Below are 21299 nucleotides of genomic sequence, written 5' to 3' on the forward strand. Positions count from 1 at the left end.
GTATAAATTTCCCGCGAACAAGGTGATGCAAAAATGCCAAAAAGCCGCGTTGCCATACTGATTCCCGGTATCTTCGACCGGGGAAAGTCCATGCGCAGAATGGAAGGGGCCCTGGATCGGGCCGGTTTTGCCGCACACAGTATCAACCTGAAAACCAACAGTGGCTGGTACGGGATGGAGCCCATGGCCCAGCAATTGGGCGAGCTGGTGGAAGAGGTGACTGAAAAGGGGGATACCTGCGCGCTGGTAGGCTTCAGCATGGGCGGGATAGTCGCGCGCTACTACTTGCAGAGGCTCGGGGGTGCGGAAAAAGTACACAAGTTTATTGCCCTTTCCAGTCCCCACTTCGGTAGCTTGTGGGCGCATTTGCTGCCCTACAAGGGCGGCCGGCAGTTGCGTATCGGCAGCGAATTCCTCAGTGGCCTGAACCGGGATGCGGCGATGTTGGAGAGCGCCGCGCCCGTATCCATCTGGACGCCCTACGATACCACCATCGTGCCCCACACCAGCTCCCGGTTGCCGCTGGGCAAGACCTATCAGGTACCGGTCAGCCTGCATCGCTGGGTACCCCAGAACCCTGCGGTTATCGATATTGTGTCCGCGGAACTGGCGGACGTCCTCAAAGCGAGCGACTAGCCGGCGGCAGCAACTAGCTCTGCTGCATGAACTAGCTCTGCTGCATAAAAAAGTCCCGCAGGTAGCGAAACAGTTTGCGCTGGTTGCTGGGTGGCTTGTTGTTGGCGATTTCCTTGTTGGACTCCCGGATCAGCGCGCGCAGCTGCTGGTGGTCGGCGCCGGGAAAACTATCGAAAAACGCACTCTGGGCTTCTTTCCCCTGCTCCAGTAGGCGCTGGCGCCATTCTTCGGCCATGCGGTCGAAACGCAGGTGCAGGTGATCCTGTTCCTTGTGTTTGTTCAGCACTGCCTCAATGGCTTCCACATCGGCCTTGCGCATCAACTTGCCGATGTATTGCAGCTGTCGACGCTTGGCCTCGCGGGATTTGATCCGGTGCATGGTGGCGATGGCCTCCGCCAGATCGGCATCCATGGGTACTTCCGCCAGCTTGTTGGCGTTGAGCTCGGTCAGCTGCTTGCCCAGATCCTGCAGCTGGTGCATTTCCTGTTTGACCTGGGTTTTGCTTTTGTAATTCTCGTCATCAAACTCATCAAAAGCGTCGAAATCGTCGGAGTTGTGCATTGTGTATCTCTGAAACGGGATATGGAAAAACGGAGCCTGGGCGCGGTCGGCGTCAGGCAAAAAACCAGGTGGCGAGGCCGAGGAAAGACATAAAGCCCACCACATCGGTCACCGTGGTCAGGGCGACGCCACCGGCCAGTGCCGGGTCTATGCGCATCGCCCGCAGGGCAACCGGCAATATGGCGCCGGCGAGAGCAGCGGTGATCAGGTTGATCAGCATAGCGGCAATGATAATCAGTGCAATGCGGTGATCCCCAAACCAGAGCGCAGCAATGGCGCCCATGACCGTGGACCAGAGCAGGGCGTTGAGGGCGCCGGAGCCCAGCTCCCGGGACAGTAGCCAGCTCAGGTTACTGCGCCCAATCTGGCCGAGGGCCATACCGCGGATCACCACGGTCAGGGTCTGGCTGCCGGCCACGCCGCCCATACTGGCCACAATTGGCATCAGCACCGCCAGTGCCACCACCTTGTCGATGGTGTCCTGGAACAGGTTAATGACCCAGGAGGCGAGCAGCGCGGTCAGCAGGTTGATGCCGAGCCACACGGCGCGCCGCGGTGCGGTGCGCAGGACGGGGGCAAAGGTATCTTCTTCCTCGTCGAGGCCGGCGAGGCTCATCAGCGAGTGGTCGGCGTCCTCGCGGATCACGTCCACCACATCATCGATGGTAATACGCCCCAGCAGGCGGTTGTGCTCATCCACCACCGGCGCGGTGATCCAGTCGTATTTTGCAAACAGCTGTGCGACCTCGTGGTCCGGCATATCCGCGGGAATAGGGTCGGCATCGGTGAGCATGACTTCCCGTACCGTCACCGATGGATCGGTGGTCAGCAGTTTGGTCAGCGGCAGCAGGCCGATGAACCTGTCCTGGCGGTTGACCACGAACAGGTTATCCGTGGATTCTGGCAATTGCGCGTGGCGGCGCAGGTAGCGCAAGACCACGTCGAGCGTCAGGTTAGGGCGCACGGATACGGTGTCCGTATCCATTAGACCGCCGGCGGTTTCCTCGTCGTAGGCGAGTACACTTTCTACTCGCTGGCGGTCGCTCTCGCTCATGGCCGAGAGCACTTCTGCCATTACCCGGTCCGGCAGCTGCTGCAGTATGTCGGCAACGTCGTCCGCATCCAGCCCTTCCATCACGGCCACCATTTCTTCGGTGTCCATGGTGGCGAGGATCTGGCTCTGTACCTCGTCGGTCAGCTCCTGCAGTACTTCGCCTTCCACTTCGCGGTCGATCAGTTTCCACAGGACCTGGCGAATACGGGGCGGCGAGCTCTCCAATAGCTGGGCGATGCTCTGGGGTGACAGGGAATGCAGCATCCGCTGCACTTCGCGCCCGGTGCCGCTGTCCAGTGCCGCAAACAGCTCACCGAGCTGATTCTGGGCGCTGAACTTGATGTCGGCAGTGACGGGATTGGGCACAGAGATTCCTGCTGTCTGGCTGGCGTTAAAGTGCGGGCATTATAGCGGGCAGCGGTCGGGAGCGGTTATTCACCTTCCCCGAAACGGTCATTGATCAGTGCGCAAATCGCCTCGTGCGCGGCATCCTCATCGCGACCGCACACTTCCAGTTCCAGTTCTATACCTTTGCCCGCGGCCAGCAGCATCAGCGCCATCACACTTTTGCCATCCACCGCTTTGCCCTGGCAATGCACTTTTACTTCGGAAGAAAAGCGTGCGCTGGTCTGGGCAAACTTGCTGGCGGCACGGGCGTGCAGGCCCAGTTTGTTGATGATGGTGATTCGGCTTTTCTGCATGGGACTGTTCTGTTTGTCAGGCGTGTTTCTGCTGTTCGCGGTGGCGTATCTGGATGTTTTTGAATTCGCTGGAAAAGTGTTTGGCCAGCTGCTCCACCATGTACACGGAACGGTGGCGGCCACCGGTGCAGCCGATAGAGACGGAGGTATAGCTGCGGTTACTCTGCTGGTAGGACGGCAGCCAGCGCTCGAGGAAGGCGGTGATGTCCCGCTGCATATCTTCGGTTTCCTGGTGTGAGCGCAGGAATTCGGCCACTTCCGGATCCATGCCGGTCTTGTTGCGCAGCTCGGCGACCCAGTAGGGATTGGGCAGGCAGCGCAGGTCGAAGACCAGGTCCGCATCCACCGGTACCCCGTGCTTGAAGCCAAAGGACTGGAAGAGTATTGCCATACCCGGGGAGTCTTTGCCCACCACGCGGGATTTCACCTGGTCGCGCAACTGGTGCAGGCTGAGGCTGCTGGTGTCGATCACCAGGTCGGCCATGGCCGACAGCGGCGCGAGCAGTTCTTTCTCGTGGTTCAGGGCTTCCAGCAGGTGGGTACGGCTGTCGCTGAGGGGGTGCTTGCGGCGGGTTTCACTGAAGCGCTGTACCAGTATCGGTGAGCGGGCGTCCAGGTAGATGACATCGCAATCGATGCCGCTTTCCCGCAGATCTTCAATCACCTTGGGTGCCTGGCGCACATCGTGCCACAGATTGCGGGCATCGATACCGAGGGCCAACTGGGTGTTTTCCTGGGGCTGTTCCGACACCCGGCGAACCAGCTCAGGGAGCAGGCTGGCGGGGAGGTTGTCGATACAGTTGAAACCGACATCCTCCAGCAACTGCAGGGCGGAACTCTTTCCAGAGCCTGAGCGGCCGCTGATGATTACCAGTCGCATAGAACAAGCGCTCCTTGCTTTTGAATTCACTGCATGAGACCGCGCGATGCGGCTGCCGGGGCAACGATGGTCGAATGCCAGGACCTTAGTCCGGGTCGAGTGGCGTTATTATGCCGCGGCAGCGCTGTTGATGGCCAGCGCGTAGAGGTCGTCGCTGGTGGTGGCCTCACGCAGTTTTTCGCGCACACGGCTATCGCTGAACAGGGCGGCGATCTCGGCCAGGGTGTCCAGGTGTTCCTGGTCGGAGTCTTCCGGTACCAGCAGGGCAAACAGCAGGTCTACGGGCTGGCGGTCGATAGCATCGAAGTCGACTGCTGGCGATGTGGTGCAGAGGACGCCAATCGGGCGCTCGCAGCCGGGCAGGCGACAGTGGGGAATGGCCACGCCTTCACCGATGCCGGTGGAGCCCAGGCGCTCCCGGGCAACCAACTGGTTGAAGACGGTGTCGGAATCCAGATCGGGGTATTCTTCTGAGATCGCCTGGGCGATATTGAGCAGCAGCTTTTTTTTGCTGCTCCCCGCCAGGTGGCAAAGGCTTAGGCGGGGAGAGAGTAATGCTTCCAGTGTCATAACTTACTAATGATCTGGCGCAACCTGCCGGGCGTGAGCCCGCAAGTTGCCAGTTGTCTAACGGCTAGTGAAAACTACCGGTGACTGCGTAACTTTTCTTTGTGTTTCAGCAGCTGCCGGTCGAGTTTGTCGGACAGCGAGTCGATCGCTGCGTACATGTCCTCAGATTCCGAATCCGCAAAAATATCCTTGTTGCCGTTCACGTGAACCCGCGCCTCGGCTTTCTGGATAAGTTTGTCGACGGACAGAGTGACCTGGGCGTTGGTGATCAGGTCATTGTGGCGGGAGAGCTTGTCCAGTTTGGTCAGGCAGTAATCGCGAATGGCCGGAGTAACGTCTACATGGTGGCCACTGATATTGATCTGCATGGAAATCTCCTCAAAGGGTACAACACAATCCGGTGGCACCCCCGCACAGGGCGGCAACCCTACTAGGAAGTGCGCCAGAATGGAAGGATACACTCAATGTCTGGCCATTGGTTGTCCAGAAACTGACCGGGAGAGGGGTGTGGCGCCACCAGTTGGTGACTGGACTGGTTAGACCAGTCGCTTTCGCTCGCTGGAGGAGGGGATTCCCATGGATTCGCGGTATTTGGCTACGGTGCGGCGGGCCACCTTGATGCCCTGGGCATCCAGCTCCTGGGTGATCTTGTTGTCCGACAGTGGCTTGCGTGGCTGCTCCGCATCCACCAGCTTGCGAATCAGAGCGCGAATGGCGGTGGAGGAGGCGTCCTCGCCGGAGTCGGTGCTCACATGGCTGGAGAAGAAATACTTGAGTTCGAACACACCGCGCGGCGTAAGCATGTATTTTTGCGTGGTGACCCGGGAAATGGTGGATTCGTGCATGCCGATGGTTTCGGCAATATTTGCCAGCACCATGGGTTTCATGGCTTCCGGGCCCTGCTCGAAAAACCCCCGCTGTTTCTCCACGATACAGCTGGCGACCTTCAGCAGGGTTTCATGGCGGCTCTGCAGGCTTTTCAGGAACCAGCGTGCCTCCTGCAGATTGTCGCGCAGGTAGTTATTTTCATTGGAGTTGTCCGCGCGCTTGATCAGCGCCGCGTATGTGTCGTTGATACGCAGTTTGGGGGTGGTTTCCGGGTTCAGTTCCACCACCCAGCGCTGTTCCCGGCGGCTGACGATCACATCCGGCACCACGTATTGCGGCTCTTCGCCGCCGAAGGCTTCACCCGGGTAAGGCGTGAGCGTCTGGATCAGGCGCATCACCTCGCCCAGCTGTGTCTCGCTGAGGCGGGTGCGGCGGCTGAGCTGGCGGAAGTCCCGCTTGCCCAGCAAGTCCAGGTGTTGGCCGACAATCGCCTGCGCCTGGGCCAGCCAGGGCGTCTGCTCGGGGAGTTGGCGCAATTGCAACAGCAGGCTCTCGCGCAGGTCCCGTGCGCCACATCCGACCGGTTCCAGATGCTGGATGGTTTTCAGTACTGCCAGAACTTCATCGGTTTCCACGTCCAGCGCTGCGGCCAGCTCGTCCAGGTCGGCATCCAGAAAACCGTTGGGGGCAATGGCGTCGATCAGGGCTTCGCCGATCAGCTTGTCGCCATCGGTCAGGGGAGTGAGGTTAAGTTGCCACAGCAGGTGATCCTGCAGGCTCTCCGAGACCGCGTTGCGTTGCTCCAGCGCATACTCTTCTGCGTCGCCGCCGCTGTAGCTGCTGTTGGTGTAAATGTCGTCCCAGCGGGTGTCGACGGGCAGGTCGTCGGGAATTTCCCCGTTCCAGTCGCCGTCCACACCGGCCTCGGCCTGCGCTTCGCGGACGCTGTCGGCGTTGGCGGCTTCGCGCTCCTGGCGCTCGGAGGTGGCGGGGGTGTTCTGTTCCTGGGGGGCTTCACCGGCGTGCTCTTCGAAATCGGACTCCAGCAGCGGATTGCTATCCAGGGCGGACTGGATTTCCTGTTGCAGGTCCAGCGTCGACAGTTGCAGCAAGCGAATAGCCTGTTGCAACTGTGGCGTCATGGTCAGCTGAGTGCCGAGTTTTAACTGGAGTGACTGCTTCATAGGGAGTTTGCCGGCAGAAAAATCTGGCGTTGGGCCACTGCGACAAATTTGATGCTTGAAGCGGCGGCGGAAAGCTCATTTCCTGCAGACTACCCCGGGGCAAAACGGAACTCAAGAGGCACGTTAAGCAATAAGCGTGCCGAAAAATTTCGTCCCTTCGGTCACTCTTTACGAAATTGTGATGGGTATCAGCCGAAGAGTGAGAAAAGCTGATAAATACACGTGATGGTGCTCAGATGGTGAATTCGTGTCCCAGATAGACGTCTTTCACCTGCTTGTTTTCGGCCACGTCTTTGGGGTTGCCTGAGGCGATGATATGGCCCTCACTGACGATGTAGGCGGTTTCACAGATATCCAGGGTCTCGCGCACATTGTGGTCGGTGATGAGCACGCCGATACCGCGATCCCGCAGATGACGGATGATCTGTTTGATGTCGTTGACGGAGATGGGGTCTACCCCAGCAAAGGGTTCATCCAGCAGCACAAAGGCGGGGTTAGTGGCCAGGGCTCGGGCAATCTCAACCCGGCGGCGTTCGCCGCCGGACAGCGCCATGCCGAGGCTCTCGCGGATGTGCGTGATATGGAATTCTTCGAGCAGGGATTCCAAGTGCTCTTTGCGCTGGCTGCGATTGAGGTCCTTGCGTGTTTCCAGGATGGCGAGAATGTTGTCTTGCACCGACAGGCGGCGGAATACGGAGGCTTCCTGAGGTAGGTAGCCAATACCTTTGCGGGCGCGGCCGTGCATGGACAGCCCGGTGATGTCTTCACTGTCGATCATCACCTGGCCGTCGTCTGCCTGCACCAGGCCGGCGATCATGTAGAAACAGGTGGTTTTACCGGCGCCATTGGGTCCCAGGAGGCCAACTACCTGGCCACTGGATACGCTCACGGAGACATCCTGGACGACTTTGCGTTTTTTGTACTGCTTGGCGAGATGTAACGCTTTGAGCGTCGGCATAGTGAATTCCGGTATCTGGGCGGATGCAACCGCCTCGTCTTGCTGATGTTTGCTGTCGCGGGGCTTGCTGGTTGTGGCGTTACTGGCTGTTGTCCGAAGTTTTACCTTCCGGTTTCCAGATCATTTCCACCCGTTTCTTCTCCGACTGGCCCTGGGCCGTCATCTGTTCGCTGTTGAGGTCGTAGTCGATGCGTTCGGCAGACAGGGTGTTGCCGTCGCGATCCACGAAGGCTTCGCCGGTGAGCTGCAGTGCATCGCTCCCAACCAGGAATTCGATCCGTTGGGCGCGGGCTTTTACCGGGGTGGTGCTTTCTTCTACTTGCTGCTGGAAGTGCGCCGGCTTGCCGGTGGCTACCACCTTGTTGATCTCCCCCTGGGCGTTACCGTGTACTTCCACCCGGTCGGCGCGTATCTGTAGCGACCCTTGGGAGATGACCACATTGCCACTGTATACGGAGAGGTTCTTGCTGCGATTGGCTTCCAGGTTGTCAGCCGAGACCTTGACCGGTTGCTCGCGATCATTTGGCAGCGCCTGGGCATTGGCGGCGAGCAATAACACAGACGACAGTGCGGCTGTACACAGGCCGCGAAAGGCGCTGTGAAAGGCGCTGCGAAGCAGCAAGGTGCGGGACAAATCAACGGGTTTCATAGCTGCTTTCCACATCAGACAGAATTTCTACCGTGTCTTGTTTGAGATCGGCACGCAGGCCTTTGCCGGTAGTGCGATTAGGGCCGTCGGTAATGGTAACAACTTTGTCCGTCTCGGCGAATTCTTCTCGCGGCTTTATCACGATCTTGGGGGTGCGTAGGGTGATGCCGGGCTGTGGCAGTTCCTTGATGGAAACGTCGCCTTCCAGCACTACTTTCTGCCCGTTGTCATAGGCGACACCGGAGCGAGACTCAGTACGCCACTTGGAGCTTTCCCCCTGATAAAACATCATCCTTGGCTCCGTAAGGTCGGCTCTGTCCCGGCGCGCAAACTGGAAAAAGGTGATGCGCTCGGCGTCCACTTCGTAAGCCAGGGTCCCCTCGACATTGAAGTGGCGGGTGCGGGCGTCGCGGATGATCAGGTCGGCCGCTTTGTTGTGGTCCTGCTGCGTCGGCCGTTTGCCGAGCAGCTGCTTGGGCGGGCTCTCTGCAAACCAGAGCCCCAGGGAAACAAGTGCGACCACTATGACCAGTGGTAACCAGGTGCGCATGAGCTATCGCTTTCCTTTCAATATTCTGCTGACGGGCCTGACAGTTGCCCGCTGTTTTTGATGTCGATGACTTTCGCTTCCGCCGGCCGGGTTCAATTGGCCAGGTAGGGTGCCAGGGCGGCGTCGAAAGTGCCCTGAGCCTGCATGATGCGGTCACAGACTTCCCTTACGGCGCCCGCACCACCGCTGCGCTGGGTGACAAACAGGGCCCTGTCCAGTACTGGCTGCGCGGCGTTGGGGACGGCGATGGGGCAGCCGACCCGCGTCATCAGCTGCAGGTCAGGGTAGTCGTCGCCTACGTAAGCGATCTGTTCCAGGTCGAAAGCCTCGTTGGCAAACAGCTCCTGAAAGGCTCTGAACTTGTCTTCGCGCCCTTGAATCAGCCGGGTAATTCCCAAGTCGTGAGCGCGCTTTTCCACCAGGGAACTGCGGCGCCCGGTAATGATGGCGACGGCGACACCGGATTGCTGCAGCATCTTGATACCGTGGCCATCCAGGGTGTGGAAGGTTTTCAGTTCGTTGCCGTGGTTGTCGAAATACAGGCGGCCATCGGTGAGTACGCCATCCACATCGAGAATCAGGTGGCGTACCCGGGAAAGCTTGTGGTGAATTTCTTCCTCGGTCGCGTACTGTGCAGCGGTTTGCTGTGTTTCGTTTTGCTGGTTCAAGGTTAAGCCTTTTATCGCTCTATCAATCTGCCTGTCGTGTGCCCTTTATTTGGGCTGCGATGACAGGGCTGCGGGTCAGATAACGCCGGCGCGCAGTATATCGTGCATATGCAGCAGCCCAATCGGGTGGTGCTCAGGGTCTTCGACCACCAGCGCGGTGATCTTGTTGTCTTCCATAATACGCAGGGCTTCCGCGGCCAGGGTCTGGGCGCTGACCGTCTTCGGGCGGCGGCTCATGACCTGTTCCATGGTGGCGCTATTAAGTTCAAATTTCTGGTCGATTACCCGGCGCAGGTCGCCATCGGTAAATACGCCCAGCAGCTGACCCTTGCCGTCCACCACGGTGGTCATACCAAAACCTTTGCTGGTCATTTCCAGCAGGGCCTGGGAAAGGTGCGTTTCCGGTGCCACCTGGGGCAGTTCATCGCCCGCGTGCATTACATCTTCGACCTTGAGCAGTAATTGCCGGCCGAGGGCGCCGCCCGGGTGTGAAAAGGCGAAATCCTCGGCGGTGAAGCCGCGGGCTTCCAGCAGTGCAACCGCCAGGGCATCCCCCATGACGAGGGTAACGGTGGTAGAGGATGTCGGCGCCAGGTTCAGCGGGCAGGCCTCTGTCTCTACCGCGATATCGAGGTTGACATCCGCAGACTGGGCGAGCGGGGAGTCCGGCTTGCCGGTCATGCTGATCATGGGGATTCCCAGGCGCTTCAACAGCGGCAGCAAAGTGAGTACTTCTGCCGATGTACCTGAATTCGATATGGCGACGACCAGATCCTGTCGGGTGATCATGCCCAGGTCGCCGTGACTGGCCTCGCCGGGGTGCACGAAGAAACTGGGGGTGCCTGTGCTGGCGAGGGTGGCGGCAATTTTACGGCCGATGTGTCCGGATTTGCCCATGCCGGAGACGATCACACGCCCGCGACAGGCGAGCATCAGCTCGCAGGCCTTGTGAAAGTCTTCACCGATACGCGCTTCCAGTGCCGCTACTGCGGCAGTTTCCATTGCTATGGTGCGGCGTCCGGCCTGAATGATCCGATCTTTTCCCATTACATCTCTCGCGTGGATTCTGCTGGGTGGTAGTTGCGGGCGGCTGCCTGTGTCATCCCGTTCAGTGTAGAGAAGCCATATTTCATGTGGCTGCCCTGCGGGTATTGCCCAACGCTATATTGTGGTTTCCCTTTCCCGGGGCGCGGTCCCTTGTGAGGCGATCTGACGTGCTAACCTTTCACTAATAGCAGGCAGTAATTAGCCGGCAGTGTTCGCTGGTGCCAGTTCGTCGCAGCGGCCGTTGGTCCACTCGGGCGACTGCTGCGCAAGCGTTTTACGTCTATATATGTGTAGGCGCCCAGATTGCTAAACCCTGGTTGTTCAATGACGGACAGGGTTTCGGTCTATTGGTTCACTGAGCTGGGAGTTTGTCGCTGCCTCCCGGCATTGTCGGGTGCCCGGTAGTCTCTTGCTTCCCCGGTGATGCAGTCGTGCCGGGGCGCACTCGGTGGCAGTGGGAAAGTGACCCAGTGCCGCTTGTTAGATGCGGCGCAATGGTATAGTTTGCCGCCGCTATTGTCAGCTGCGGAGTCGGGCTGAGTGGACATTACGCCTCTCCATCGCCGCCAGCGTGATTTTTTGGCGTCGCCATGACACTTTTTGGTGTTGTGTGCATCCAAAGGGACGAATTGCCAATGGGAGATATTCTGTGAGTGCACTCACTATGACCATCCAAGATAGAATGGCGTGCAAGGCCAAAGTGCTGTTTTCCGCCATTCTGCTGTGCTGCTTGGCACCTTTTGCTGCCGCAGCTGAAAATCCATATACAACGATTGAGCGTGTCTCAGGCGAATTGCTCGGCGTCATTCGCGCAGAGGGGCAACATGTCAACTCCAGTCCGCAGCGCTATTACGCGGCCATCGACCGAGTACTTGCCCCGGTGGTGGACTTTGATTTCATCGCTCGCGGTGTCATGGGCAGCTATGCCAAACAGGCAACGCCTGCGCAAAGAGCGAAGTTTGCCAGCACTTTCCGCCGTGACCTTGTTGCCACTTTTGCCCGTGGTGTGGCGACCTTTGGCACTATGGATGTAAAGGTTGTAAACCCGGGTACTGCGCCCAGCAGTAATCGTGTGAATGTGCTGCAGGAAGTCCGCAGCCAGGAAGGGTTGACCAAGGTCTCTTACACCCTGGTGCGCAATCGCAGTGGTCAGTGGAAGCTGATCAACGTCATCCTAAACGGGGTCAATCTCGGAAAGACGTTCCGTGGGCAGTTCTCCCAGGCGATGCAGGCCAATGGCGGTGACATCGATAAAGTGATTGCCAACTGGTCGGCGGCGGACAACGTCGCCGACGACGCGCGCTAAGCGCCGGTATAAGTGCCTGTTTAAGTGCTCATGTAAGCACCCTTGTAGGCACTCTTGTAAGTACCCACGATGGATGCGACACCGGACCCGCGTGTCGCATCCGGTGTCTTGGCCGGGGCTGCCGTAGCGGCTCGGGCTGCGCGGGATACTGTATTCCAGTACACTTGCGCGCTGTTTTAACTCCGATTCTAAGTCCCACCTATGCAACCAGATCAAATCAAGTCCCTGATTGAAGGGCAAATTCCCGATAGCCAGGTTGAGGTCGCCTTTGAAGGTAGTCACCTGCAGCTGACCGTGATCAGTGAAGCTTTCGCTGGCCTCAGTCGCTTGAAAAAGCAGCAGTTGGTCTATGGCGCACTGGCCGACAAGATTGCCGATGGCTCACTGCACGCCGTGCAGATGAAAACCCTGACACCAGAAGAGGCCGGTCAGTGATTCCTGTGTTATCGGGAGTTACTGCTTCGCAAAGGGAAAGCAGTTCGAATGGATAAGCTGATTATCGAAGGGGGAAGCCCCGTTTCCGGAACCCTGAAAATCTCCGGAGCCAAGAACTCGGCACTGCCAATCCTGGCGGCTGCACTGCTGGCAGATGGTCCAGTGCAGATTCAGAACCTGCCGCACCTCAACGATATCACCACCATGATCACTCTGTTGCGCTGCATGGGAGCCGATATCACCATCGACGAAAAGCTGGGCGTTGAAATAGACCCCCGTTCGGTGAATGAATTGACCGCTCCCTATGAGCTGGTGAAAACCATGCGCGCATCGATTCTGGTGCTGGGGCCGCTATTGGCTCGCCACGGGGTGGCCAATGTGTCCTTCCCCGGAGGCTGCGCCATCGGCAGTCGCCCGGTGGATATCCACCTCAAGGGCCTGGAGGCCATGGGGGCGGAGATCACCATCGATGAGGGCTTTATTCGCGCGCGGAGCAATGGTCGCCTCAAGGGTGCCAATATCGTGATGGAAAAGGTGACCGTAGGCGGCACTGAAAACCTGCTGATGGCTGCGGCGCTCGCCGATGGCACTTCCGTGCTGCACAACGCTGCGCGGGAGCCGGAGATTGTGGACCTGGCCGATTTCCTGATCGCCATGGGTGCCCAGATCGAGGGTGCGGGCACCGACACCATCCGCGTGCACGGCGTGCCGCGTCTGTCTCCCTGTACCTACCCGGTGATGCCGGACCGTATCGAAACCGGCACCTTTCTGGCCGCGGCGGCTGCAGCTAGGGGCAAGGTCCGTTTGACCCACACCCGCGCGGATATCCTGGATGCGGTACTGGTGAAGTTCGAAGAGGCTGGTGCCCATATCGGGATAGGTCCCGACTGGATTGAGCTGGACATGAAGGGCAATCGCCCTAAAGCGGTGAGCTTCCGCACGGCGCCTTATCCGGCATTTCCGACGGATATGCAGTCCCAGTTCATGGCGGTCAACGCGGTGGCTGAGGGCAAAAGTGCGGTGGTGGAAACGATTTTCGAGAACCGCCTGATTCAAGCCCATGAGCTGAATCGCATGGGCGCGAATATTGTACTCGAAGGGAATACCGCCATCGTCACCGGTGTGGAAAAGTTGAAGGGCGCGCCAGTGATGGCATCTGACCTGCGCGCCTCTGCTGGCCTGGTGATTGCGGGTATGGTGGCAGAGGGCACGACTATCGTGGATCGGATCTACCATATCGACCGTGGTTACGAGTGCATTGAGGAGAAGTTGCAGCAGCTGGGTGCGAATATTCGCCGTGTTCCCGGCTGATGGCCGCCGCTTTATAATCAGCGAATCCAAGGGGTGCCAGGTCCGGGGGATAAAGGGGCTGGCACTGCTTTCCTGCCCGCTGTAGGCGGGCCTTTCAGATAAATATAATCGCTATGCAGATCACTATTGCCCTGACCAAGGGGCGTATTCTCAAGGAAACGCTGCCGCTGCTGGCTGCTGCCGGTCTCGAGCCGCTGGAAGATATTACCCAGAGCCGCAAGCTTATTTTTGCAACCAATCAGGAAAATGTGCGCTTGCTGATCCTGCGCGGTTCGGACGTGCCCACCTACGTACAGCATGGGGCCGCCGATATGGGGGTGGCTGGCAAAGATAACCTGCTGGAGCATGATGACAGCAATATTTACGAGCCCCTGGATCTGAACATTGCCCGCTGTCAGTTGATGACAGCGGGTATTAAGGGTGCAGCCCTGCCCAGCGGCCGTATCAAGGTGGCCACAAAATTTGTGCAGTCGGCCAAACGCTATTACGCCGCTCAGGGGCGCCAAGCAGATATCATCAAGTTGTACGGCGCAATGGAGCTGGCACCGCTGATGGATCTCGCGGACGAGATCGTGGATATCGTGGATACCGGCAATACCCTCAAGGCAAACGGCCTCGAAGCTCGTGAGAAAATTGCCGATATCAGCAGCCGCCTGATCGTGAACAAGGCCTCCATGAAAATGAAATACGGCCCGATCAATGCGCTGATTGAGCAGCTGGCTCAGGCCGTAAAGGCGTAAAGGTATAAAGCCGCGCTAGTCACGATTACAGGGCAGCTGCGACGAATGCCCCGGCTTCGTTGCAATTCGAGCGACTACATTTCGAAATAAGTGTTATGAGTGATTTTTCCATCCGCCGGCTGGACGCCGGCAGCCCGGAGTTTTCCGAGAGCCTCGATCGTCTGCTGGCCTGGGAGTCGGTGGCGGATCATCAGGTCGAAACCGTGGTGGCAGAAATTCTGGCGCAGGTGAAGGCGCGGGGTGATGCGGCACTGGTCGAGTACACCAATCGCTTTGATCGTCGAAACCTGCAAGGGGCGGCGGAATTTTGCCTGCAGCAGTCAGACCTGCAGTCCGCGCTGGAGCGGATTCCTGCGGAAAAGCGGATGGCGCTGGAAATTGCGGCCAAGCGCGTGCGTGCGTATCACGAACATCAGCTGCAGTCGTCTTGGCAGTACCAGGAGGACGATGGCACCATCCTAGGACAGCAGATTACCCCGATGGAGCGTGTGGGTATCTACGTGCCTGGGGGGAAAGCCAGCTATCCGTCGTCCGTGCTGATGAATGCGATCCCGGCGAAAGTGGCCGGAGTGGATGAGGTTTTGATGGTGGTGCCGGCCCCGGATGGCCAGCTCAATGACCTGGTGCTGGCCGCCGCGGCCATTGCCGGAGTGGATCGGGTGTATACCGTTGGCGGCGCCCAGGCAGTCGCGGCTTTGGCGTATGGCACTGAGTCTATCGCCAGGGTCGACAAGATTGTCGGACCGGGAAATATTTTCGTTGCTTCAGCCAAGCGTGCGGTGTTTGGCCAGGTCGCCATCGACATGATTGCCGGGCCTTCCGAGATCCTGGTGATTTGCGATGGAAAAACCGATCCGGACTGGATTGCCATGGATCTGTTGTCCCAGGCGGAGCACGATGAGCAGGCACAGTCGATCCTGTTGTGCCCGGATGCCGCTTTCCTGGACGCCGTAGAGGTGTCTTTGCAGAAACTGCTGCAGCAATTGCCCCGCAATGAAATTGCCAATCGCTCCATTGCCGACCGCGGAGCATTAGTCCTGGTCAGTGATATCGCCCAGGCGATAGAAATCGGCAACCGAATAGCCCCCGAGCATTTGGAGGTCTCGGTGGATGACCCGGAGCAATATCTACCCCAGATCCGTCACGCAGGTGCAATTTTCCTGGGGCGTTACACCGCAGAAGCCCTGGGGGATTATTGTGCGGGCCCCAACCATGTGTTGCCCACGAGCGGCACAGCGCGCTTTTCGTCGCCCCTGGGGGTTTATGATTTCCAGAAGCGCAGCTCCATCATCTACTGTTCGCCGCAAGGGGCAGATACCCTCGGTCGCGTTGCATCAACTCTGGCCAAGGGCGAGGGGCTGGATGCGCACGCCCGGTCTGCGGAGTATCGGTTGGCTGAGGAAATACAAAGCTGAACAGGCTGATCGGTTAGGGGCGCCAGCGCACGCTTCGCGCCCTAGTGTCTTGGATTGTTAGCTGCGGCTGCGGGATTGAGGCCGCTCGGATACCGTCGCTTGCGTGGTGCGTATCTCACCGTTGCGCACATAGATGATGCTTACCACTTCTCCAGGTCTGAGCGTGGCCATTGCTGCAATACCATGCTTGCCGTCGTTGATCGGGTCGTCATTGATGTGGGTGATCACATCCCCTGGTTTCAAGCCGGCCTGATCGGCAGGCCCCTGGTTGTAGATGGCGGTGATGATGACACCGTTGGTCGAGGCCAGGTTGAAGGAGCGGGCAAGCTGCGGAGACAGCGTCTGTGCCTCAATACCCAGCCAGCCGGGAACCACTCTTCCAAATTCAATAATGTCCTGCATGATTTTGAGGGCGATATTGGCGGGAATCGCAAAGCTGATACCGCCGACCGAGCCGCTCTGGTTCAGGATTGAAGTATTTATCCCCAGTAATTTACCGCGCGCATCGACCAAGGCACCGCCAGAGTTGCCTGGGTTAACGGCGGCATCGGTTTGCAGGAAGTTCAATAGATAGCTGCCGGTCCCCGTATTACTGAGGTCGCGGCCGGTAGCGCTGATGATTCCCTGGGTGACTGTTTGCCCGACACCGAAGGGGTTGCCGATCGCCAGTACTACATCCCCCACCTGTGTCTTGTCTGGTTCCCCAACAGCGATAGCGGTCAGATTGTCGAGGTCGATTTTCAGGACCGCGAGGTCGAAGTCTGAATCGGAGCCCACGATCCTGGCCTGGGCCTCGCGACCGTCCGACAGCACGATGGCAATTTCTTCCGCAGCGGCGATCACGTGGTAGTTAGTCAGTACATAGCCTTCTTCATTGACGATAACCCCGGATCCCAGATTGGCCGCCATGCGCTCCTGCTGAAGCTGGTTCATTTTGTCAAACCAGTGGCGGTACAGGGGGTGATTGGCCAGCGGGTGATTGGCGTACGGGGAGCGCTGTTGGGAAACTTTTTTGCGAGTGAAAATGTTGACGACGGCAGGGCCCGCCAGGTTGACAGCACTGGCGTAGGAGATTGGTCCCTGGGCGTCACCGGCTGCAGGAGCGGATTGATCCTGAGTGCGCAGGTGCGGAAAGGCGAGTAACAGTGCTGCGGCTACCAGCAGGCCAATGGCGGCCGGGATGGCCCAGTCTTGTAGAAATCGTTGTGGTGACACCGACAGCTCCTTGGTTTGTGGCCATTATACGCCTTTTTATGTGCTTTTCGGTTCTAAAGTGCTCGCTAAGTGTTCTATTCCGGCAGTCGGAGATACGCTCAGGCTACTTGGTGCTGGCGTGGTAATCCGTATAATGTGGCGCTCAAAAAATTTCGTTGAACCTGTTCAATTTTTGCCCATATATCCCAGGAGTGTCTATGTCTCTGGTTCGCCCGCACGGCAGTGTCGAGCTGCAGCCCCGCTTTGTTTACGACAGTGAGCGTCATCATCAGCTGATGCACGAGGCGGAGTCCCTGCCGTCCATCGTGGTCAGTTCCGCCGCGGCAGCCAATGCCGTGATGCTGGGGGCGGGTTACTTCAACCCACTGCACGGCTACATGAACCTGGCAGACACCCTGAGTGTTGCGGAAACCCTGCGCACCGCGGATGGCCTGTTCTGGCCGGTGCCGGTGGTAAACATGGTGGAAGACACTTCGGCCATCGCCGGAGTGAAACGCATTGCGCTGCGCGACCCCAATGTAGAGGGCAACCCGGTGCTGGCGATCATGGACGTGGATGCCATCGAGACGGTAACCGACGAGCAGATCAACACCATCGCCGAACACGTTTTCGGTACCCTGGATGATGCCCACCCGGGTGTGGCTACTTTCAAAGGCGCCGGCCGCCAGTTGATCTCTGGCTCTATTGAAGTGCTGAATTTCAGCTATTTCCAGTCTGACTTCCCGGATACGTTCCGTACCGCAGTGGAAATTCGCAATGAATTCGTTGAGCACGGCTGGAGCAAAGTGGTTGCTTTCCAAACCCGTAACCCGATGCATCGCGCCCACGAGGAGCTGTGCAAAATGGCCCTGGAAGCGGTAGATGCGGACGGTGTGCTGATTCACATGCTGCTGGGTAAGCTGAAGCCCGGTGATATCCCCGCACACGTACGCGACGCTTCCATTCGGAAAATGGTGGAAGATTACTTCCCGAAAAATACCGTGATGGTTACTGGTTATGGCTTTGACATGCTCTACGCCGGCCCGCGGGAAGCGGTGCTGCATGCGGTGTTCCGTCAAAACTGTGGCTGTAGCCACCTGATTGTTGGTCGTGACCACGCCGGTGTGGGTGACTACTACGGCGCTTTCGATGCGCAGACCATCTTTGATGACAAGGTGCCGGAAGGTGCGCTGGAGATTGAAATCTTCCGTGCGGACCACACTGCTTACTCGAAAAAGCTGAATCGCGTGGTGATGATGCGCGATGTGCCGGATCACACCAAAGACGACTTTATTCTGCTGTCGGGTACCAAGGTCCGTGAAATGCTGGGTAACGGCATTGCGCCGCCTCCGGAGTTCTCTCGCCCGGAAGTTGCCCAGATCTTGATGGACTATTACCAGAGCCTGTGAAGTACCAGGGTCTGTGAAGCTTTGAGCTTCGAATAGCCAAAAAAAGGCGGGTATCACCCGCCTTTTTTTGTGCGCGCCCGAAAGCGCTGATGTTAGTTGCTCGGCAATATCTAACGGTTCACCACCTCTGCCGTCGGCGCGGGCGTTGGCGCTGTCTGCTCTTTGTCCAGGCCGAAATCTTCAGATAGGGTGCCTTTGGCGCCCGGCTCTTTAGGGGCCCAGTCTCTGGGGGGGAGCACTCGAAGGTTGTCGTCGTTGTCGCTCAATTTGCCGCTGCCGGCCTCCAGCATCTGGCGACCGATATCCTGGCTCGACAGTCGCATGGCGCTGTTGGCGAGGTACTCGTGCACGTCGCGATAGCTCTGGGTCAGGTTGTGAACCAATTGTGCAGTTTGGTCAAAATGCTCGTTGACCTGCAACTGGAAGTCTTCCAGTTTGGTATTGGCTTCCTTCAGGCGCAGTTCCAGCTCCTGGGTGCGGTCAATATTCTGGCGGCTGCGGGTAGCGAGGAAGGCCAGCAGGGCTCCCAGGGCGAGGCCGGCGACGCCGACCAGAATTAAAATCGAAGTTGAGTGCACGTTACTTCCTCCTCATATAAAAAGTGGCACCGGCCATCCGTGACGGTGACCTTATTATACGCAAATCCAACCGCGGTGCTGTGCTGAGGTTTATGCCAAGTCGTGACGGATTTGGTAAAGTGCGCGCCACTTGCCGGCCGGTCGGCTTTCCGGTGTTTGCTTGACTGTGATGATGCGCGCCTCCGCTGCCGCCAGTTTCGCAAGGTATTCTCAAGTTTAATGAATGGTTATGGATTGATGGTCATGGAACAGCGCCAGTCTGCGCCCCCTCGTATGACACCCATGCAGCGCTATGAGCGCGATTTGCAGCGCCCGGATTTTGTTGCTGACCCGGCGCAGAAGGCGGCCGTTGCCGAATTGCAGGATTTGTACGACCGCTTGTTGGCCGATCGGCGCAAGGGCGGTTTTGTGGGCAGTTTGCGGCGCATCTGGCGCAAACCGAGCGGGCCGGAGACGGGGCTGTATTTCTGGGGGGGCGTGGGGCGGGGCAAAACCTACCTGATGGATGCTTTTTTTGAAGCGCTGCCCCTCGAGCGCAAGCAGCGGACTCACTTTCACCGGTTTATGCGCGATGTGCATCGGCAATTGAAGGCGCTGGCCGGGGAAAAGAACCCGCTGGAAAAAGTCGCCGACCGGATTGCGGAGCGGGCGCTGGTGCTCTGCTTCGATGAGTTCTTTGTCTCCGATATCACCGATGCCATGATCCTGGCAAATTTGCTGCAGGCGCTGTTCGAGCGGGGGGTTACCCTGGTGGCAACGTCCAATATTGTGCCTGAGGGACTATATAAGGATGGCTTGCAGCGGGCGCGCTTTCTGCCCGCGATTGCCCTGCTGCAGGAGCACACCAAAGTAATCAATGTGGATAACGGAGTCGATTACCGGCTGCGCGCACTGGAGATGGCGGAGCTCTACCATTCTCCACTGGACGCGGGGGCAGATGCCAGCCTGGAGCAGTCGTTCGGTAACCTGATGGTGGAAGGTTGCGAGGTGCGTGAAGTGGTAAAGCTGGATATCGAGGGGCGGCCGATTGTTGCCAACCGTGTGGCGGATGATGTGGCCTGGTTTGAATTTACTGAGCTTTGCGACGGTCCCCGCTCGCAGAATGACTATATCGAGCTGGCGCGGGAGTTCCACACGGTATTGCTGGCGAATGTGCCGCGTTTTGATGAGCGCATGGAGAGCCAGGCGCGCCGCTTTATTAATTTGATTGATGAATTCTACGACCGCTGCGTCAAATTGGTTATTTCCGCGGCCGAACCGGTGGAGTCCCTGTATGGCGGGCGCCAATTGCGGTTCGAGTTTGAGCGCACCGTAAGCCGCTTGCAGGAGATGCAATCCCGGGAATATCTGGCGAGGCCGCACCGCCCAGAGTGATGCGTGCTGACACTATGTTGTCAGGGCGTTGTAGGCCCTTCCGGGTGGTGAGATGGTGAGGTATAACTGGTCACAAGTTGGCCAACTTTCTGCTTGAAAAGCCCCGGGCGCTTATGTAGTATTCGCGCTCTTTTCGTGGGACGGCCCAATTCTAGGGCCATGTACAGGTGTTTTATAACATGAAGACTTACAGTGCCAAGCCGGAAGCGGTAACTCGCGACTGGTACATTGTTGACGCTGCCGACAAGACTCTTGGTCGTATTTCCGCCGAGATCGCTAGTCGTCTGCGCGGCAAGCACAAGCCTGAATACACCCCACACGTGGATACCGGTGATTACATCGTTGTGATCAATGCGGAAAAAGTTCGCGTGACGGGCAATAAGGCCAAAGCCAAGATCTACCACAGCCACTCCGGCTACCCTGGTGGTCTTAAATCCATTAGCTTTGAGAAGCTGATCGACAAGGCGCCTGAGCGCACTATTCAAAGTGCAGTAAAAGGCATGCTTCCGAAAGGTCCTCTGGGCCGCGCCATGTTCAAGAAACTGAAGGTGTATAAAGGTAGCGAACATCCTCATGCGGCCCAGCAGCCGATTGAACTGTCGATCTAAACGGAACATTCTCATGGCAACTACTCAATACTACGGTACCGGCCGCCGCAAAACCTCCACCGCTCGTGTATTCATTGCGCAGGGTGAAGGTCAAATCAGCGTTAACGGTCGCACTCTCGACGAATACTTCGGCCGTGAAGTGGCGCGCATGATCGTGCGTCAGCCGCTGGAACTGGTCGACATGGTCGAAAAATTTGACATCAACGTCACTGTAAAGGGCGGCGGTTCCTTCGGTCAGGCGGGTGCTATCCGTCACGGCCTGACTCGCGCTCTGATGCAATACGACGAGTCCCTGCGTCAGCCGCTGCGTGCAGCCGGCTTCGTAACTCGCGATGCACGTGCCGTTGAGCGTAAGAAAGTCGGTCTGCGCAAAGCGCGTAAGAAGCCGCAATTCTCCAAGCGTTAAGCGAGAATTTCAGTTTTTTCTGGCCCGGCAAATGCCGGGCTTTTTTTTGTCTGCACGTCGTCGTGAGGCGGTGTTTGCAGTTCCAGTCTGTCTAAAATGCCGCCAGTTCGCTGCGAGGTTCCCGAAGTTCCCCTCGGGTTTCGCCTTGTATCAATTTGGCATTTTCTTTAACATTGCGCGAATTTCTATCCGCTTGCACTTGGGGTTTGGCTACTTTGTTCTATGGTCAAGCGAGC

General features: G+C 58.2%; 24 protein-coding genes. 10 read left to right on the plus strand and 14 right to left on the minus strand.

Annotated features, from left to right (window positions below; all coding sequences use genetic code 11):
- Window positions 1-33: 33 nt before the first annotated feature.
- Window positions 34-636, plus strand: a complete 603-nt coding sequence (locus GRX76_RS07780) for a lipase (protein ID WP_160152786.1) — start codon at window positions 34-36, stop codon at window positions 634-636.
- A gap of 31 nt (window positions 637-667) precedes the next feature.
- Here the strand turns inward: GRX76_RS07780 and yjgA are convergent, their stop codons facing one another.
- The 12 genes from yjgA to GRX76_RS07840 all read right to left on the minus strand — a co-directional run bounded on the left by yjgA (window position 668) and on the right by GRX76_RS07840 (window position 10287).
- Entirely contained in the window at window positions 668-1198 is a 531-nt protein-coding gene (yjgA, locus tag GRX76_RS07785; RefSeq protein ID WP_160152787.1) for a ribosome biogenesis factor YjgA, read from the minus strand.
- 52 nt (window positions 1199-1250) lie between these two features.
- Window positions 1251-2618, minus strand: a complete 1368-nt coding sequence (mgtE, locus tag GRX76_RS07790) for a magnesium transporter (protein ID WP_160152788.1) — start codon at window positions 2616-2618, stop codon at window positions 1251-1253.
- A gap of 65 nt (window positions 2619-2683) precedes the next feature.
- Window positions 2684-2953, minus strand: coding sequence for an HPr family phosphocarrier protein (locus GRX76_RS07795; protein ID WP_160152789.1), 270 nt, complete (start codon window positions 2951-2953; stop codon window positions 2684-2686).
- 16 nt (window positions 2954-2969) lie between these two features.
- Window positions 2970-3833 (minus strand): RNase adapter RapZ, encoded by an 864-nt coding sequence (gene rapZ / locus GRX76_RS07800; protein ID WP_160152790.1) that lies wholly within the window; start codon window positions 3831-3833, stop codon window positions 2970-2972.
- 108 nt (window positions 3834-3941) lie between these two features.
- Window positions 3942-4403 (minus strand): PTS IIA-like nitrogen regulatory protein PtsN, encoded by a 462-nt coding sequence (ptsN, locus tag GRX76_RS07805; protein WP_160152791.1) that lies wholly within the window; start codon window positions 4401-4403, stop codon window positions 3942-3944.
- A 74-nt stretch (window positions 4404-4477) separates the two neighbouring features.
- Window positions 4478-4771 (minus strand): ribosome hibernation-promoting factor, HPF/YfiA family, encoded by a 294-nt coding sequence (hpf, locus tag GRX76_RS07810; RefSeq protein ID WP_160152792.1) that lies wholly within the window; start codon window positions 4769-4771, stop codon window positions 4478-4480.
- Between the two features lie 168 nt (window positions 4772-4939).
- On the minus strand, window positions 4940-6415 hold the full coding sequence (locus tag GRX76_RS07815; protein WP_160152793.1) for an RNA polymerase factor sigma-54: 1476 nt from the start codon (window positions 6413-6415) through the stop codon (window positions 4940-4942).
- Window positions 6416-6647: 232 nt separating this feature from the next.
- The gene (gene lptB / locus GRX76_RS07820) at window positions 6648-7373 is read right to left on the minus strand and encodes an LPS export ABC transporter ATP-binding protein (RefSeq protein WP_160152794.1); all 726 of its coding nucleotides are present in this window, start codon (window positions 7371-7373) and stop codon (window positions 6648-6650) included.
- 79 nt (window positions 7374-7452) lie between these two features.
- A complete protein-coding gene (gene lptA / locus GRX76_RS07825; RefSeq protein WP_160152795.1) occupies window positions 7453-8022 on the minus strand; it encodes a lipopolysaccharide transport periplasmic protein LptA in 570 nt (189 codons plus the stop codon).
- Window positions 8009-8572, minus strand: a complete 564-nt coding sequence (gene lptC, locus GRX76_RS07830; RefSeq protein WP_160152796.1) for an LPS export ABC transporter periplasmic protein LptC — start codon at window positions 8570-8572, stop codon at window positions 8009-8011. The genes lptA and lptC overlap by 14 nt, the downstream gene beginning before the upstream one ends.
- A gap of 92 nt (window positions 8573-8664) precedes the next feature.
- Window positions 8665-9183, minus strand: coding sequence for an HAD family hydrolase (locus tag GRX76_RS07835; RefSeq protein WP_305075904.1), 519 nt, complete (start codon window positions 9181-9183; stop codon window positions 8665-8667).
- Window positions 9184-9315: 132 nt separating this feature from the next.
- Window positions 9316-10287, minus strand: coding sequence for a KpsF/GutQ family sugar-phosphate isomerase (locus GRX76_RS07840; RefSeq protein WP_160152798.1), 972 nt, complete (start codon window positions 10285-10287; stop codon window positions 9316-9318).
- Window positions 10288-10936: 649 nt separating this feature from the next.
- Here GRX76_RS07840 and GRX76_RS07845 point away from each other — a divergent pair.
- From GRX76_RS07845 to hisD, 5 genes are all read left to right on the plus strand, one after another.
- Window positions 10937-11593, plus strand: a complete 657-nt coding sequence (locus tag GRX76_RS07845; protein WP_236250598.1) for a phospholipid-binding protein MlaC — start codon at window positions 10937-10939, stop codon at window positions 11591-11593.
- A 201-nt stretch (window positions 11594-11794) separates the two neighbouring features.
- Window positions 11795-12028, plus strand: a complete 234-nt coding sequence (locus tag GRX76_RS07850) for a BolA family protein (RefSeq protein WP_160152799.1) — start codon at window positions 11795-11797, stop codon at window positions 12026-12028.
- 48 nt (window positions 12029-12076) lie between these two features.
- Window positions 12077-13339: a UDP-N-acetylglucosamine 1-carboxyvinyltransferase gene (murA, locus tag GRX76_RS07855; RefSeq protein ID WP_160152800.1), complete on the plus strand. Its 1263-nt coding sequence runs from the start codon at window positions 12077-12079 to the stop codon at window positions 13337-13339.
- A 113-nt stretch (window positions 13340-13452) separates the two neighbouring features.
- Window positions 13453-14079: an ATP phosphoribosyltransferase gene (gene hisG / locus GRX76_RS07860; RefSeq protein ID WP_201276940.1), complete on the plus strand. Its 627-nt coding sequence runs from the start codon at window positions 13453-13455 to the stop codon at window positions 14077-14079.
- A 95-nt stretch (window positions 14080-14174) separates the two neighbouring features.
- Complete coding sequence (hisD, locus tag GRX76_RS07865) at window positions 14175-15494, plus strand: histidinol dehydrogenase (RefSeq protein WP_160152801.1); 1320 nt, start codon at window positions 14175-14177, stop codon at window positions 15492-15494.
- A gap of 57 nt (window positions 15495-15551) precedes the next feature.
- On the opposite strand, the gene GRX76_RS07870 is transcribed toward hisD, so the two are convergent.
- Window positions 15552-16709, minus strand: coding sequence for a S1C family serine protease (locus GRX76_RS07870; protein ID WP_160152802.1), 1158 nt, complete (start codon window positions 16707-16709; stop codon window positions 15552-15554).
- 197 nt (window positions 16710-16906) lie between these two features.
- Between GRX76_RS07870 and sat the strand changes: the two genes are divergently transcribed.
- Window positions 16907-18097: a sulfate adenylyltransferase gene (gene sat / locus GRX76_RS07875; RefSeq protein ID WP_201276941.1), complete on the plus strand. Its 1191-nt coding sequence runs from the start codon at window positions 16907-16909 to the stop codon at window positions 18095-18097.
- Between the two features lie 110 nt (window positions 18098-18207).
- Here the strand turns inward: sat and GRX76_RS07880 are convergent, their stop codons facing one another.
- Window positions 18208-18675 (minus strand): YhcB family protein, encoded by a 468-nt coding sequence (locus tag GRX76_RS07880; protein ID WP_160152803.1) that lies wholly within the window; start codon window positions 18673-18675, stop codon window positions 18208-18210.
- Between the two features lie 243 nt (window positions 18676-18918).
- On the opposite strand from GRX76_RS07880, the gene zapE reads away from it, so the two are divergent.
- The 3 genes from zapE to rpsI all read left to right on the plus strand — a co-directional run bounded on the left by zapE (window position 18919) and on the right by rpsI (window position 21063).
- On the plus strand, window positions 18919-20049 hold the full coding sequence (gene zapE, locus GRX76_RS07885) for a cell division protein ZapE (protein WP_236250599.1): 1131 nt from the start codon (window positions 18919-18921) through the stop codon (window positions 20047-20049).
- Between the two features lie 179 nt (window positions 20050-20228).
- Complete coding sequence (gene rplM, locus GRX76_RS07890) at window positions 20229-20657, plus strand: 50S ribosomal protein L13 (protein WP_160152804.1); 429 nt, start codon at window positions 20229-20231, stop codon at window positions 20655-20657.
- A gap of 13 nt (window positions 20658-20670) precedes the next feature.
- Window positions 20671-21063, plus strand: a complete 393-nt coding sequence (rpsI, locus tag GRX76_RS07895; protein ID WP_160152805.1) for a 30S ribosomal protein S9 — start codon at window positions 20671-20673, stop codon at window positions 21061-21063.
- The last annotated feature ends 236 nt before the right edge of the window (window positions 21064-21299 follow it).

Origin of the sequence: Microbulbifer sp. ALW1 (assembly GCF_009903625.1) — a bacterium.
In the GTDB taxonomy this organism is placed as follows: Bacteria; Pseudomonadota; Gammaproteobacteria; order Pseudomonadales; family Cellvibrionaceae; genus Microbulbifer.